The organism is Desulforegulaceae bacterium (assembly GCA_034006035.1).
Taxonomy (GTDB): domain Bacteria; phylum Desulfobacterota; class Desulfobacteria; order Desulfobacterales; family JACKCP01; genus JACKCP01.
Map to the genome: position 1 here is coordinate 27,764 of JAVETN010000006.1, position 14,917 is coordinate 42,680.

At 32.7% G+C, this 14,917-nt stretch carries 14 protein-coding genes; 10 read left to right on the top strand and 4 right to left on the bottom strand.

Annotated features, from left to right (window positions below; genetic code table 11):
* A complete protein-coding gene (gene glmM, locus RBR53_06115; protein ID MDY0132226.1) occupies positions 1-1,335 on the top strand; it encodes a phosphoglucosamine mutase in 1,335 nt (444 codons plus the stop codon).
* Positions 1,336-1,392: 57 nt separating this feature from the next.
* On the opposite strand, the gene RBR53_06120 is transcribed toward glmM, so the two are convergent.
* Positions 1,393-2,073 (bottom strand): Bax inhibitor-1/YccA family protein, encoded by a 681-nt coding sequence (locus tag RBR53_06120; protein ID MDY0132227.1) that lies wholly within the window; start codon positions 2,071-2,073, stop codon positions 1,393-1,395.
* Between the two features lie 393 nt (positions 2,074-2,466).
* Between RBR53_06120 and xseA the strand changes: the two genes are divergently transcribed.
* The 7 genes from xseA to RBR53_06155 all read left to right on the top strand — a co-directional run bounded on the left by xseA (position 2,467) and on the right by RBR53_06155 (position 10,373).
* A complete protein-coding gene (gene xseA, locus RBR53_06125) occupies positions 2,467-3,810 on the top strand; it encodes an exodeoxyribonuclease VII large subunit (protein ID MDY0132228.1) in 1,344 nt (447 codons plus the stop codon).
* Positions 3,811-3,826: 16 nt separating this feature from the next.
* A complete protein-coding gene (locus RBR53_06130) occupies positions 3,827-4,081 on the top strand; it encodes an exodeoxyribonuclease VII small subunit (GenBank protein ID MDY0132229.1) in 255 nt (84 codons plus the stop codon).
* Entirely contained in the window at positions 4,071-4,961 is an 891-nt protein-coding gene (locus tag RBR53_06135) for a polyprenyl synthetase family protein (protein ID MDY0132230.1), read from the top strand. Before RBR53_06130 ends, RBR53_06135 begins: the two co-directional genes overlap by 11 nt.
* Positions 4,962-4,973: 12 nt before the next feature.
* Positions 4,974-6,845: a 1-deoxy-D-xylulose-5-phosphate synthase gene (gene dxs / locus RBR53_06140; protein ID MDY0132231.1), complete on the top strand. Its 1,872-nt coding sequence runs from the start codon at positions 4,974-4,976 to the stop codon at positions 6,843-6,845.
* A complete protein-coding gene (locus tag RBR53_06145; GenBank protein MDY0132232.1) occupies positions 6,835-7,575 on the top strand; it encodes a TlyA family RNA methyltransferase in 741 nt (246 codons plus the stop codon). The genes dxs and RBR53_06145 overlap by 11 nt, the downstream gene beginning before the upstream one ends.
* Positions 7,576-7,650: 75 nt before the next feature.
* Entirely contained in the window at positions 7,651-9,723 is a 2,073-nt protein-coding gene (gene fusA / locus RBR53_06150; protein ID MDY0132233.1) for an elongation factor G, read from the top strand.
* Positions 9,724-9,866: 143 nt separating this feature from the next.
* Positions 9,867-10,373 carry a regulatory protein RecX gene (locus tag RBR53_06155; protein MDY0132234.1) on the top strand — a complete coding sequence of 169 codons (507 nt, stop codon included), beginning with the start codon at positions 9,867-9,869 and terminating at the stop codon, positions 10,371-10,373.
* A 98-nt stretch (positions 10,374-10,471) separates the two neighbouring features.
* Here RBR53_06155 and RBR53_06160 read toward each other — a convergent pair whose 3' ends face one another.
* From RBR53_06160 to RBR53_06170, 3 genes are read right to left on the bottom strand one after another with little or no spacing between them, the layout of a single operon-like run.
* Complete coding sequence (locus RBR53_06160; GenBank protein MDY0132235.1) at positions 10,472-11,347, bottom strand: zinc ABC transporter substrate-binding protein; 876 nt, start codon at positions 11,345-11,347, stop codon at positions 10,472-10,474.
* 18 nt (positions 11,348-11,365) lie between these two features.
* Entirely contained in the window at positions 11,366-11,701 is a 336-nt protein-coding gene (gene yidD, locus RBR53_06165) for a membrane protein insertion efficiency factor YidD (GenBank protein ID MDY0132236.1), read from the bottom strand.
* Positions 11,682-12,779 (bottom strand): glycosyltransferase, encoded by a 1,098-nt coding sequence (locus RBR53_06170; GenBank protein ID MDY0132237.1) that lies wholly within the window; start codon positions 12,777-12,779, stop codon positions 11,682-11,684. Before RBR53_06170 ends, yidD begins: the two co-directional genes overlap by 20 nt.
* 121 nt (positions 12,780-12,900) lie before the next feature.
* Here RBR53_06170 and RBR53_06175 point away from each other — a divergent pair, with 121 nt between their 5' ends.
* Together RBR53_06175 and hldE are read left to right on the top strand one after the other, a co-directional pair.
* A complete protein-coding gene (locus RBR53_06175) occupies positions 12,901-13,461 on the top strand; it encodes a D-sedoheptulose 7-phosphate isomerase (protein MDY0132238.1) in 561 nt (186 codons plus the stop codon).
* A complete protein-coding gene (hldE, locus tag RBR53_06180; protein ID MDY0132239.1) occupies positions 13,454-14,917 on the top strand; it encodes a bifunctional D-glycero-beta-D-manno-heptose-7-phosphate kinase/D-glycero-beta-D-manno-heptose 1-phosphate adenylyltransferase HldE in 1,464 nt (487 codons plus the stop codon). Before RBR53_06175 ends, hldE begins: the two co-directional genes overlap by 8 nt.

Sequence of the window (14,917 nt, forward strand, 5' to 3'; positions counted from 1 at the left end):
ATGAGAAAATTGTTTGGTACGGATGGAATAAGAGGAAAAGCAAATAGTTACCCAATGATTCCAGAGCTTGTTTTAAGAATTGCTAAGGCAAGTTCCTTATACTTTTATGAATCAGGCAGAATAAAATCTAAAAAAATAATTATAGCAAAAGATACAAGAGCTTCAGGATATATGCTTGAATCAGCTCTTTGTGCAGGTTTTACCTCCATGGGATTGGATGTTGAGCTGGCTGGAGTTTTACCAACTCCTGCATTGTCCTATGTAACAGCAAACTCCGATGCTGATTTTTCTGTGATGATTTCGGCTTCACATAATCCATATCAGGATAATGGAATAAAGTTTTTCAAAGGAAGCGGAAAAAAATTCACAGATAAAGAACAAAATGAAATTACTGAAATTTATTATTCAAAAAAATTTAAAGATTTTGAAACTGAACCTGGAAAAGTTTTTAATAACCATAAAAAATATATAAAAACCTATAAAAGCCTTTTTGATGACTTTTACAAAAAGGGAAATATCCTTTCAGGCTTAAATATTGTAGTTGATACATCAAACGGAGCCTGCTACGAAATTGCTCCTGAAATTTTAGAAGAACTTGGAGCCTCAGTAATAACAATAAATAATACTCCCAATGGATTTAATATAAACAAAAATTGTGGTTCAGAACACACAGAAGAACTAAGCCGGGCTGTAATTGAAAACAAAGCTGATTTTGGGCTTGCTTTTGACGGTGATGGAGACAGGCTTATTGCAGTAGACAACAATGGAGAAAAAACCACAGGGGACCAAATTCTTGCCATTGCTTCAGAGTCTTTTAATGAAAAAAAGATTGTTGCAACTATAATGTCCAATCTTGGTTTTAAAAAATTTTGTGAAGAAAAAAAGATTTCACTGATAATGACCAAAGTTGGGGACAGATATGTTTATGAGTCCATGATTAAAGAAAATGCAAATCTTGGAGGTGAAGACTCTGGACATTTAATCTTTTTGAAGTACCAAAATACCGGAGATGGGCTTTTATCCGGAGTTATTCTTTCTGAAATAATTAAAAATTCAAACAAACCATTATCTGAGCTTAAAAAAATAATTACAATTTATCCTCAAAAACTTGTTAATATTGAAGTAAATGAAAAAGTACCTGTTGAAAATATTCCTGAAATCAAAAATGCCATAAATACAATTGAGAAAAGACTTGATAAAACGGGGAGGGTGCTTGTCAGATATTCTGGAACCCAGAATATGCTTAGAATTATGTGTGAGGCAAGCACAATGGAATTAGCTGAAAAATCCTGTGAGTTTATAGAAAAAGCGGTTAGAAACACTATTGCATTATAAATAAAAAAACCGGGGAAATCCCCGGTTTTTAAATAATTTAGATTTTATTAAAACTTTTTATTCTCTATCGCCCATAATTCTTAGCATCATTATAAAAAGGTTTATAAAGTCAAGGTAAAGGGTTAAAGCACCTAAAATTGCACCTTTTCTAATTGCTGAATTATCAAGATCAGCAGGCTGGGAAAGTGCCATTTCTTTTATTTTCTGGGTGTCATATGCGGTAAGTCCTACAAAAACAATCACTCCCACATAATTTACTATCCAAAAAATGGTTGAACTGGCAAGAAAGATATTAACAATAGAAGCTATGATAATGCCTATAAGGCCCATCATCATAAAGTTTCCAACTCCTGTTAAATCTTTTTTGGTAACCATTCCAAATACACTTGTTACTGCAAAGGTTGCTGAACATACAATAAAAGCAGCTGCAACTGAAGCAGTTGTGTATGCTGATACGATCCAGCCAAGAGTAACCCCGTTTAAAGCAGCGTAAAACATAAAAAGTGAAGTGGCCGTAGAAGCCTCAAGCTTGCTGATTCTTGCACTTAGATAAAATACAATTCCCAGTTGACCAATGGCTAAAACAAAAAACAATGCCGGTGGAAGAAATATTATCTCTGAAAAGATGTAGGCAAAAACCGCTGTCAGCGCTAAGCCTATAGCCATCCAGTTGTATACGCTTTGAAGAAAACTGTTTACTCTTACTTGAGAAGTTTCCTGAAAAGAAACTCTATCCATTAATGCCTCCTTAAAAAATAATTAATTACTTTAGTTTGCTTAGGTTATATTATACTTTTTCGGTTACAGAATTAAAAGCTGATAACAAAATAAATTAAAAAACTTTAAAATCAAGTAAAATCGATAAATTTAATTAGATTAATTTTTTATTCAAAGAAAAGGGGAGAACTTTAATTTATGTTCAATAATAATATCATTTAAAAGCCATTCTATCTATTTAATTCAGCTTTCCGATAAAAGTTTACATAATATGTATTATAAGTCACTTCAAATTTTAAATCATCAATCCTTGTAAAAAAACATTTTAAATCTTATTATTTGCCAAATTTTAATTTATACTTTTTAATTTAAACTATTTAAGTTCAAACCTTTAAAAAAATTTAAGGATAAATTTTGGAATCAATTGCCCAGGGGAAAAAAATTTATACTGTTTCTGAAATTACCGGCGAAATTCATTCGGTTCTAGAAATAAAGTTTTCCTTTATCTGGATCACAGGTGAAATCTCTAATTTTTCAAAACCTTCTTCAGGTCATATTTATTTTTCTCTTAAAGATAAAAAATCACTTATAAATGCTGTAATGTTCAAGGGACAACAAAAAAACTTAAAATTTCAGCCTAAAAATGGAACTCAAATCACAGGATTTGGAAGAATTTCTGTTTATCCTCCAAGGGGATCATATCAGATAATTTTTGAATACCTTGAAGAAAAAGGTCAAGGATCCATTCAAATGAATTTTGAAGGAATCAAAAATAAGCTTTTAAATGAAGGCCTTTTTGATAAAGTTCACAAAAAAAAACTCCCGGATCTTCCTTCTAAGATTGCCCTTATAACTTCACCTGCAGGTGCAGCTTTAAGGGATATGCTCAAAACTATTAAAAAACGATTTAGAAATATTGAAATTTTGCTTTGCCCTGTTTTAGTTCAGGGTGAAAAAGCTCACCTGGAAATAATAGAAGCTATAAATGACCTAAATATTCTTAATGAATCTGACCTCATTATAATAGCAAGGGGCGGAGGTTCCTTTGAAGATTTAAATGCATTTAATTCAGAAGCTCTTGCAAGAACAGTGTTTGATTCAAAAATTCCAATAATAACAGGTGTTGGTCATGAAACTGACTTTACAATAATTGATTTTGTTTCTGATTTAAGGGCCCCTACTCCAACTGCTGCTGCTGAATATGCAATTCCTTCAAAAGAAGATATTTTAACTAACCTAAATATCTATAATAAAAGACTTTTAAATACATTTTCAAAGTTTATTCAAATAAAAGAATCTGAACTTAAAAACTGTAAACAAAGACTAAAAGATCCAAAAAAAGAAATTGAAGAAAAAAGAATTTATATTGATGAAAAACTTCTTTTGCTGGAAAAAAGGACTAAAAGATATATTAATGGTAAAAAAGAATATTTAAATATTTTAAACAAAACCATTCAATTTAGAAGAATTGAAAATCTTATAAGCTCAAAAAAAGAAAGATATTTAAACTCAAGATTAAATTTAATTAAAAACTTTGAAAAAATAGTTTATAAAAATAAGTTTGAATTTGATAAACTGTTTTCATTACTTTTTGAACTTAATCCCTTTGAAATTTTAAAAAGAGGATATTCAATCACAAGAAACCCTCTTAATAAAAAGGTTATAAGGTCTGTTCAAACCGATGTTAAAAAAGATGATGAAATTGAAGTTGTTTTAAAAGACGGAACAATGATATGCATTGTAAAAAACATTAAATAAAGGTTATCAGTTATTTATGGCAAAAAAAACTTTTGAAGAATCACTCTTAAAACTTGACGAAATTGTTAACTCCCTTGAAAATGAAGAATTAAACCTTGAGGATGCTGTAAAAAAGTTTGAAGAAGGAATCAAACTTTCAAAATTTTGTGAAGAAAAGCTTGATGAAGCTGAAGAAAAAATAATGATTTTAAAAAAAGACATGGAAGGTAATTTAACAAAAGAACCTGCAGATCCAGCTTTTTTTACAGAAGCGGAAATAAATGATGATTGAAAATTTTGATTTTAAAAATTTTCTAGACATACAAAAGGAAATTGTTGAAAAAAGGCTTAAAGAGCTTTTAGACCCAAAAAACAGCTCTACTCTTCTTTTTAATGCCATGGAATATTCTCTTATGGCAGGCGGTAAAAGGCTTCGCCCTATTTTATGCCTTACAGCATCCAATCTTTGCGGTGATAAAAACCTTAAAGCACTTGACTGTGCCTCTGCCATTGAAATGATTCACACTTACTCACTTATCCATGATGATCTTCCTTCTATGGATGACGATGATTTGAGAAGAGGAATTCCTACTTCACATAAAAAATTCAATGAAGCTTCAGCCATTCTTGCCGGAGACGGACTTTTAAACATGGCTTTTGAAGTTTTATCCAATCAAAAACTTGAACCTGAAATTATTGTAAAAACAATTCAGATAATTTCCAAAGCTTCAGGCAGCTATGGAATGATTTCAGGACAAATGAAAGATATAGAAGCAGAAAAAAAGACTGTTTCCCTTGAAAAACTTCAAAATATTCACATGGAAAAAACCGGTGCTTTAATCAGAGCTTCACTTGTTTCCGGGGGAATAATCGGAGGGTCTGAGGAAAAAGGGCTTAAAGAGCTTGATGAATATGGAAAGTGTATTGGACTTGCATTTCAGGTAACTGACGATATTTTAAATGCAACAGGCGATCCTTTAGTCATGGGTAAGTCTACAGGGACAGATTTAGAAAAAAATAAAGCAACCTACCCTCTTTTAATGGGTTTGGAAAATTCAAAAAAATATGCTGCTGAATTAATAGAAAAATCACTGGAACATTTAAGTTTTTTCAGGGTTGAACCAAACCCCCTTAAAAATCTTGCGTGGTATATTTTAAACAGAAAAAAATAGCGGGGAATTAAAGTGAGCTTTCTTGAAAACATTGTAAATCCGGAAGATTTAAAAAAACTTTCACTAGAAGAACTTGAGGTTTTATCAAGCGAAATAAGAGAACTTATAATTTCAACAGTTCTAAAAACCGGAGGACATCTTGCATCTAGTCTTGGAGCTGTTGAGCTTTCAATGGCACTTCATTATGTATTTGATTCTCCAACAGATAAACTAGTCTGGGATGTGGGACATCAGGCCTATGCCCATAAAATTCTCACAGGCAGAAAAGATAAGTTTCACACCCTAAGAAAACTAAATGGAATTTCAGGCTTCCCCCATATAAGCGAAAGTCCTCATGATGCAATCACTGTTGGACATAGTTCAACTTCTATTTCAGCCGGGCTTGGAATGTCAGCTTCCAAATGCCTTAAAAATGATCCTGGAAATGTGGTATGTGTAATTGGAGACGGCTCAATGACAGCAGGAATGTCCTTTGAAGCCTTAAATCATGCTGGAGATTTTGAAAAACGGTTGATTGTAATTTTAAATGATAATGCCATGTCAATCTCTCCAAATGTTGGAGCTCTTTCCTCTTTTTTAAGTAGAAAGCTATCTGGAAAACATTTTCAAAATCTTAGAAAAGAATTTGGAGAGTTTTTAAAGTCATTACCCAAAATTGGTGACGATATTTATAAATTTGCTAAAAAAAGCGAAGAGTCTTTTAAATCATTTGTAACCCCGGGAATGCTTTTTGAAGCCCTAAACTTTGATTATTTTGGACCCATAGATGGTCATAGACTAGACCACTTAATTAAAATTTTAAATAATATAAAAACCCTTGAAGGGCCTATTCTTCTCCATGTAATTACCAAAAAAGGCAAAGGTTACAAAGAGGCTGAGGAAAATCCAACAAAATTTCACGGAATCCCTCCTTCTTTACCAGAAAAAACAGCTGTAAATCTTCCAAAATATACAAAAATTTTTGGGAAAACATTATGTCAGATGGCAGAGAAAAATAAAAAAGTAACAGCAATTACAGCTGCAATGCCAGATGGTACAGGCTTGGTTAATTTTTGTAAAAAATTTCCCAAAAGGTTTTTTGATGTAGGAATTGCTGAGCAGCATGCTGTTACTTTTTCGGCAGGACTTGCAATTGAAGGACATCTTCCTTTTGTGGTAATTTATTCATCATTTCTTCAAAGGGCCTATGATCAGATTTTTCATGATGTTTGCCTGGACGGTCATCATGTGATTTTTGCCTTGGACAGGGCTGGAATTGTGGGAGAAGACGGTCCCACTCACCATGGATTGTTTGATCTAAGTTATTTAAGGCCTTTCCCCAATATAACTATAATGGCACCCTCTTCTGGTGATGAGCTTGTGAAAATGATGAAAACTGCAGAATCAATGAATTCACCGGTGGCAATAAGATACCCAAGAGGAAGCTCTACAAGTGAAAATTTTATTTCCTATGATCAAGCTGAAATAATTTCGCCTTTAAAAGCAAAACTTTTAAGAGATGGCCGTGATATTCTTATTATTGCAATAGGAAGCATGGTGGCTCCTGCTGAAAAAGCCTGTGATTTCCTTGAAAAAAAGGGATATTCCCCTTCACTTATAGATGCAAGATTTGCAAAACCGCTTGATAGTGAGCTTTTAGCTTCAATGGCTGAAACAACAGATAAAATAATTACAATTGAAGAAAATGTATTAAACGGTGGTTTTGGCTCTGCTATTTTAGAACTTTTTGCAGATTTGGGGATCAATAATAAAAAAATTAAAAGAATGGGAATAAACGACACTTTTGTTCCCCAGGGAACCCAGGAAGAATTACGAAATCTTTTTGGTCTTAATCCTGAAGGTATTTTAAAAACCGCTTTGAGTTTACTTGAAAATGACAAATAAAATTCGCCTTGATCAAATCCTTGTTGAAATGCGCCTTGCTGAAAATATCAAGGAAGCAAAAGCTCTTATCATGGCTGGGAATGTTGTGGCAGAAGGCTTTGACAACTTAAAATCTGGAAGTTTAATTCCAGAAAATACAATTATAAGATTAAAAAAACAAAATTTCCCTTTTGTGAGCAGAGGTGCGTTAAAATTAAAAGAAGCTGTTGAAAAAACAGGTTTTGAAGTCTCAAATCTTATATGTATGGACATAGGTGCATCAACTGGAGGATTTACTGATTATCTTCTCCAGAAAAATGCTTCTAAAGTTTATGCTGTTGATGTGGCTTATGGACAGCTTGCCTGGAAACTTCGTCAGGACAAAAGAGTAATTGTAATTGAAAGAACAAATATAAGAAATCTTGAATTTGATACAATTGGTGAAAAAGTAGATTTAGTTGTTTGTGATACCTCCTTTATTTCTCTTAAAACAGTAATCCCCTCTGCAATTAAATTTATGAAAAAAAATTCAGAAGTTTTTGCTTTGATAAAACCTCAGTTTGAAGCAGAAAAAAACGAGGTGGAAAAAGGCGGAGTTGTAAGGGATAAATCCATCCACCAAAGGATAATAGAAGAACTTACCAGTTTTTTTAAAAAACAAGGATTAGTAAAAAAAAACCTTGTCTCCTCACCGATTAAAGGCCCAAAAGGTAATCAGGAGTACATTATACAGTTGACATTAAGGCAATAGCAAAATACAGAATATAAGGTTTTTATCATTCAGCATAGAGTTTTTTATTTTGTTACTTTAAAGGAGGAAAACTAAATGTCAGATGCGATCAAAAGAAAAAGAACTGTGGCGTTGGCAGGTCATGCCAGCGCCGGGAAAACTACTTTAGCCGAAAATATTCTTTTTAAAGCAGGCCTTACTTCAAGGGTTGGAACAATTGAAGAAGGGAATACTGCTATGGATTTTGAGCCAGAAGAAATTACAAGGGCTTCAAGTATTACCACTTCATTTTACACAATTCCCTGGGACAAACATGAAATCACCCTTGTAGACACTCCCGGAGAACTTAATTTTTTTGAAGATGCTCCTCCCTGCTTTCAGGCGGTTGAAACCATGGTTATTGTTGTTGATGCAGTTGATGGAATTAAAATTAAAACTGAAGAAACCATGGAAATCGCAGAAGAACTTAATAAGCCCTGTGCTGTTTTTATCAACAAACTTGATAAAGAAGGTGCAGATTATGCTTCAATAATTGAAAATTTTGAAGAACAATGCGGTCTAAGGGCATCGGCTTTACAATTCCCCATAATTGAAAACTCAAGCTTAAAAGGCTATGTGGATCTTATTTCAAACAAAGCCTACGAATATGATCCTGAAGGAAATCAAAACCCTGTTGATATCCCTCCAGAACTTGCTGATGATATTGAAATTGAAAGAATGACATTAATAGAAAATATAGCAGAATCAGATGATGATCTTATAGAAAAATACCTTGAAGGTGAAGAGCTTACAGATGAAGAAATAATCAATGGACTTAAAAACTCATTTAAAGAAAGAGTTTTTGCTCCTGTCTTTTTTGGCACTGCTATTAATGGTTCAGGTTGCCAGGCATTGATGGACTTTATTGTTAATGCTGCCCCATCTCCTTTGGATGCCCAACCTGTTAAAGCATTGGACAAAGATGATAATGAAATTGAGCTTAATACAGATCCTGATGCTCCCTTTGCAGCCTATGTTTTTAAGACAATTCTTGATCCATATGCAGGAATGTTGAATATTTTTAAAATTGTTTCTGGAAAACTTGGAAAAGACGGAACTTTTCTTAATGTTGAAAAAGACGAAAAAGAAAGATTTTCTCAGCTTTATCTTACAGAGGGAAAAAACCAGAAAACCATTACAGAAGCTGTTGCAGGTGATATTGTTGCTGTTCCAAAGCTTAAAAGGACTAAAACAGGAGAAACACTTTGCGATCCTGATAATCCAGTGAGAATTATCCAGAGAAAGCAAAAAACTCCTGTAATTTCTTTTGCAGTAATGGCTGAAGAAAAAGGTGAAGAAGATAAAGTTTTTACAGCTCTTGCAAAAATTATTGATGAAGATAGAGCTCTAACCCTTGAAAGAAATGATGAAACCCATGAAATGATTCTTTCAGGTGCAGGGGCTCTTCACATAGAAACTACAATTGCAAAACTTAAAAGAAAATTTAAAGTTAGTGCAGCTCTTAAAACACCTAAAATTCCATATAAGGAAACAATCACCAAGTCTGTAAGAGTTCAGGGTAAACATAAAAAACAATCAGGAGGTCATGGACAATACGGTGACTGCTGGGTGGCATTTGAGCCTCTTCCAAAAGGAGAAGGCTTTGTATTTGAAGAAAAAATTGTGGGCGGTTCAATTCCAAAACAATATATCCCGGCTGTTGAAAAAGGTATTTCTGAAGCAAAGGATGTAGGAGTTCTAGCAGGATACCCCTGTGTTGACTTCAAAGCCATTGTAGATGACGGCTCATATCACGCGGTTGACTCTTCTGAGCAGGCTTTTAAAGTTGCGGGCTCTCTTGCCTATAAAGCAGCTATGGCACAGGCTGGCCCTGTACTTCTTGAGCCCATAATGAAAATAGAAGTCCTTGCTCCAGAAGAAAGCATGGGCGATATAATGGGTGATTTGAACTCAAGAAGAGGAAGAGTCCAGGGAATGGACACTCAGGGCAAAAAAAGTGCTGTAAAAGCAGAAATTCCACTTTCAGAAATTCAGAAATATTCTCCTGAACTAAGATCAATGACAGGTGGTAGAGGTACTTTTTCAGTTGAATTTTCCCATTATGAGCAGGTTCCACCAGATATTGCACAAAAGGTAATTGAAGCTGCAGCCAAGGAAAATGAAGAATAAATTACACTTTACTTTTTTAAAGCCCGTTGTTAAAAAACTTATTTAATTCTGGGCAGGTAAATCCAAATACAAAGGGTTCTTTCCTTAACGGAAGGAGCCCTTTTTTTTATAAAAAACTTAAACTAGAACTACAGGTCTTATAATTGGATATATTTACACAAAAGAAAAAAAGACCACAAGATTGTTTTCAGTCTGCTCTTAATTTTTTAAAAATAAGAGATCATTCAAAGTTTGAGCTTGAAACCAAGCTTAGAAAAAAGAAATATTCTTCAAATGAAATAAAAGAGGCAATTAATAAATGCTTTGAATATAAATTTCTTGATGATGAAAAATTTGCAAAAAATTATTTTGAGATTGAAAAAAGAAAATTAAACGGACCTCTTAAAATTAGAGCGGCTTTTTATAAAAAAGGCATAGATAATAAAATTACCGATGAATTGATAGCAAAGTTTCAGGAATCAAAAGAAGAGTACAAAATTGCCTTAAAGTTTTTTTTTAAATCAAAATATAAAATTGATAAAAAAGAAGGATACAATAAAAAAGCCCAGACCTATATTAGAATTATGAGTCAAAAAGGCTTTTCCAGATCTATTGTAATGGATATTTTTGAACATCATTTTAGTTTAGAATATAGCAAACCTGACTATTAACTAAAAAAATCAGTATTCAAAACACTTAAAAATTTTAGTAATTATATTCTTTTTTTATCAAATAAAAAAACAGCTTCCTGGCAATTAGAAGTTAAATTTTATTTTTTTGAATTAGAAATAAGTTTAGAAATTTTTAAAAGATTTTCACCCCAGCTTTCAGCAAGAGGATCTGCAATTACAACTTTTAGCCCAAGAGTTTTTTCCATTACTTTTACACTGGAAGAAGGGAATTGGGGCTGAACAAGAAGGGTTTTTATATTGTGTTTCTGGGCAAATTTCATAATCTTTGAAAGATGAGATGGCCCAGGCTCTTTTCCCTGTGCTTCAATTGGAATCTGATTAAGATTATATTCATCCATAAAATATCCCCATGAAGGATGAAAAACAAAAATATTTCTTGTTTCTATGTTTAAGGTTTTTTTTATAATTTTTTCATCTAGTTCTATAACTTCCTTTGAAAACTCCAAATAATTTTTATAAAATTCTTCTCTGTTCAAGGGATCTTTTTTCGAAAGAACTATCATCATGTTTCTGGCTATTCTTATTGCATTTAATGGAGACATCCATATATGAGGGTCATAAAATTCGTTACCATGGTTATGAATTTCTTTTTCCATTCTATGCTCTTCAAAAAAACCATCATCTGTTTGCCTTTTTAAAACACCTGAAGAAGAATCAGAAATAAAAAGATTTTTATAGTTTTTTTCAATTTTTGGAAGCCAGTTTTTCTCAAAAGGAACCCCAATTGAAAAATAAATTTGAGCTTTGGAAAGACTTGCCATCTGGCTTGGTTTTGGGTTGTATGAAACAGGACTGTGACCAGGAAGCACCATTACTTCTGCTTCAATAAAGTCTTTACCTATTTTTTCTAAAAAATATTTCTGGGGCAAGATACTTACAAAGACTTTTGCTGGTTCTGCAAATCCGTTAAAAGGTAATAACACAGCAAATAAAACAATAAATATTTTTTTCATCTAAACCTGCCTTGTTAATTATTCAGGAACAGGGTCAAAAAACTTTAACCCTGAATCAGTGTTTATGATTTTTAATTTATCTTTACAGTCACGTCCGCATCTTATAAGCCTTTCACTTGTCAAATAAGTTGCCTTGAAAAAATTATGATTTTCAAAGGCAATTTGTCCAAATGATGAACAATTTGGATGCATTGAACATTTTCCTTTTCTTACAAAATTTAAGCTTTTAAGCGAATCTTGATAAACTCCTGTTATTTCAGAAAAATAACTTTTATGAATAAAGTCATTGGTAAAATTTGATGAACAGCCTGAAATAAAAAGAAAAATTAATAAGCTAATAAATAAGTTTTTCATAAAGTTCAATATTTTTTTTAACTGTGAAATCTATTGAAAATTGTTTTGATTTTTTTCTTGAATTAATCCCAAGTTTTTCTCTTAAATTTTTATTTTCATAGAGTTCAATTATTTTTACTGCCAAAAGTTCAGGGCTTTCTTTTTCAACAAGAAGTCCGTTTACCCCGTCATCTACAAGTTCAGGTATTCCTCCGCTTTTGCAGCATAAAGATGGAATCCCTGCTGACATTGCATCCATTAAAGATGTTCCCAGTCCTTCTGTTTTTGAAGAAAGAATGAAAATGTCAAAATTTTTCAAATGATTCCCAACGTCTTTTTGAAACCCCCTTAAAATAAACTTCTCATTTAGCCCAAGTTCTTCTCTTAATCTAAAAATTTCTTTTCTATCAGGACCGTCTCCAATTGAAACAAAATAAACGGAGGGTAGTTTTTTTACTACAATTTGAGCAGCTTTTAAAAGGGTTGGATAATCTTTGTGCCCAGCTAAAGCTGCCACTGTTCCAACAATAAAAGAATTTTCAGGAAGACCTAGCTCTTTATGTAAGAAATCAGACTTTTCTATATGAACAAACTTATCAATATCTACTCCGCTTTTAATTACTTCTATTTTTAATTCATCAATCCCGTCTTCAATTAAAATTTTTTTAATTTCATTTGAAATTGCAACAATTTTAGTCATTTTGGCTGACTTATATTTATATTGACTGAAGATATTTTTTTTTATGGGATAATCCACCCTTCTTACGCCTATAAGTAAAAGCGAAGGGTAAAAAAGTTTTGCCCAAAGACCTGTTGCCATGGCATGGGCATCGTGAAGGTGTAAAATGTTTATTTCTTTTTCCCTGCATATTTTAGCAACTTTTTTACCAGCAATAAAATCTACTTCTCCATTTATTCTCATGGTAAGGTAATCAAGATTTTCATTTTCAAGTTTTTCTTTTAAGATTGAATCAGGCTGACATAAAAAAACAGAGTTATAGTTTTTTGTTAAAAGCTTTTTATGAAGATAAAAGCCCTGTTGCTGCCCTCCTCTCCATTCTTTATCAGTATCAATATGCATTACTTTTATTTTATTCATTTAATTATCCATTAAGTTTAAGCTTAAAAGTTTGTTTTATTTTTTTATACCACTAGTTTAATTGACATTAAACTGTATTATATTTATAAAATTGCATTGTAAATTAGAAAATGGAGCAAAAATGAAGATATCAAATATATTTAAAGATCATATTAAATTAATAAATGAGCTTGAAAAAAAAACTGAGCTTATTTTAGCTGCCGGATCAAAACTAACTTCTATTTTAAAAAACGGCAATAAAATACTTTTAATGGGAAACGGTGGATCAGCAGCTGACAGCCAGCATATTGCAGCTGAACTTATTGGGAGGTTCCAAAAGGAAAGAGACGCAATTCCAGCCATTGCCCTTACAACAGACACATCAATTCTAACTGCAATTGGGAATGACTATTCTTTTGATGAGATTTTCAAAAGACAGATCCAGGGACTTGCAAATCAAGGAGACGCAGTTTTAGGGATTTCAACAAGCGGAAACAGCAAAAATGTTATAAAAGCACTTATTGAAGCAAAAAGAAAAAAAGCATATACAATAGCTCTTACAGGAAAAGACGGTGGACAATTAAAAGATATTGCTGACTTAAGTATTATTGTACCATCCAATGTTACAGCAAGAATTCAGGAAGCACATATTCTTGTGGGACATATTTTATGCGAATTAATTGAAGAGGGATTTTGTGGATAATTATTTTAAAAAAATTGAACTTATTCCAATGATAGAAAATCTGGGCAAGGGTAAAATCACTGTTGCCGGAGATGTAATGCTTGACTCATACTGGTATGGGGAAACAAAAAGAATATCTCCAGAAGCCCCTGTTCCGGTTGTGAAAGTGCAAAGTTCAGATGAAAGACCCGGAGGAAGTGCAAATGTTGCCATGAATATTGGAAGTCTTGGCACAAGATGTGATATAGTTTCCATTACTGGTGATGATGAGCTGGCAAAGGTTTTGGAAAAAAAACTTAAAGAATTCAAAATCAGGACAAAATTTCAAAAAATAAAAAACTCTAAAACAATTTCCAAATTAAGAATAATAAGCCAACATCAGCAACTTTTAAGAATTGACCATGAAGATGGTTTTCCAGGAATAAAAAGAGATAAGATTGAAAAATACTATGAAGATTCAATAAAAGATTCAAATATTGTTGTTATTTCAGACTATGATAAGGGAACCCTTCAGTCCACAAGAGAATGGATAAAAAAAGCTGTAAGTCTTAATAAACCAGTAATTGTTGACCCAAAAGGAACTGACTTTTCCAAGTATAGAAACGCCACAATAATCACTCCTAATTTTTCTGAATTTGAAGCAGTAGTCGGCAAATGTAATAACGAAAAAGAAATAGTTAAAAAAGGCAGTGGTCTTATAAAAGAACTTAATTTAAACACTCTTTTAATAACAAGGGGTGATAAGGGAATGACTCTTATTTTTGGTGATAATGAGTTTATCAATATCAAAGCTAAAACTAAAGAGGTTTACGATGTAACAGGAGCTGGAGACACTGTAGTTGCAGCTCTAGCATCTTCTCTTGCTGCAGGGATCGATCTTGTTTCAGCTGTTAGAATTGCCAACTATTCAGCAGGAATTGTGGTTTCAAAACTTGGAACTGCATTTACAACAAAAAAAGAGTTAAAAAACGTTCTTTTAGCTGAGGTTCAAAAAGAATTCAGACCCTTAGAAAAGGGAATAGTAAACCTTGAAGAACTGATAAATCTTCTTGGTGAGGCCAAAAAGCGGGGAGAAAGAATTGTAATGACAAACGGATGTTTTGATATTTTACACCCAGGTCATATCAAATATTTAAAAGAAGCAAAAAGTCTTGGAGACAGATTGATTGTAGCTGTTAACTCAGACAATTCAGTAACAAGGCTCAAAGGAGAGCCAAGACCTTTAAATCCCGTTCAAACAAGAATGACAATGCTTGATGCTCTTGAATCCACCGACTGGATAATAGAATTTGGAGAAGATACACCGGAAAATCTTATTGAAAAAGTACTTCCAGATATTTTAGTAAAAGGCGGAGATTATAAAATAGATGAAATTGCCGGAGGCTCAGCAGTTCTTCAAAACGGGGGAGAAGTAAAAACTCTTAATTTTCTTGAAGGCTACAGCACCACAAATCTGATAAACAAAATAAAGGAATAA

Coding starts and splice junctions, on each gene's coding strand:
- glmM (MDY0132226.1), top strand. CDS start 1: ATGAGAAAATTGTTTGGTACGGATGGAATAAGAGGAAAAGCAAATAGT.
- RBR53_06120 (MDY0132227.1), bottom strand. CDS start 2,073: ATGGATAGAGTTTCTTTTCAGGAAACTTCTCAAGTAAGAGTAAACAGT.
- RBR53_06130 (MDY0132229.1), top strand. CDS start 3,827: ATGGCAAAAAAAACTTTTGAAGAATCACTCTTAAAACTTGACGAAATT.
- RBR53_06135 (MDY0132230.1), top strand. CDS start 4,071: ATGATGATTGAAAATTTTGATTTTAAAAATTTTCTAGACATACAAAAG.
- RBR53_06145 (MDY0132232.1), top strand. CDS start 6,835: ATGACAAATAAAATTCGCCTTGATCAAATCCTTGTTGAAATGCGCCTT.
- fusA (MDY0132233.1), top strand. CDS start 7,651: ATGTCAGATGCGATCAAAAGAAAAAGAACTGTGGCGTTGGCAGGTCAT.
- RBR53_06160 (MDY0132235.1), bottom strand. CDS start 11,347: ATGAAAAAAATATTTATTGTTTTATTTGCTGTGTTATTACCTTTTAAC.
- yidD (MDY0132236.1), bottom strand. CDS start 11,701: ATGAAAAACTTATTTATTAGCTTATTAATTTTTCTTTTTATTTCAGGC.
- RBR53_06170 (MDY0132237.1), bottom strand. CDS start 12,779: ATGAATAAAATAAAAGTAATGCATATTGATACTGATAAAGAATGGAGA.
- RBR53_06175 (MDY0132238.1), top strand. CDS start 12,901: ATGAAGATATCAAATATATTTAAAGATCATATTAAATTAATAAATGAG.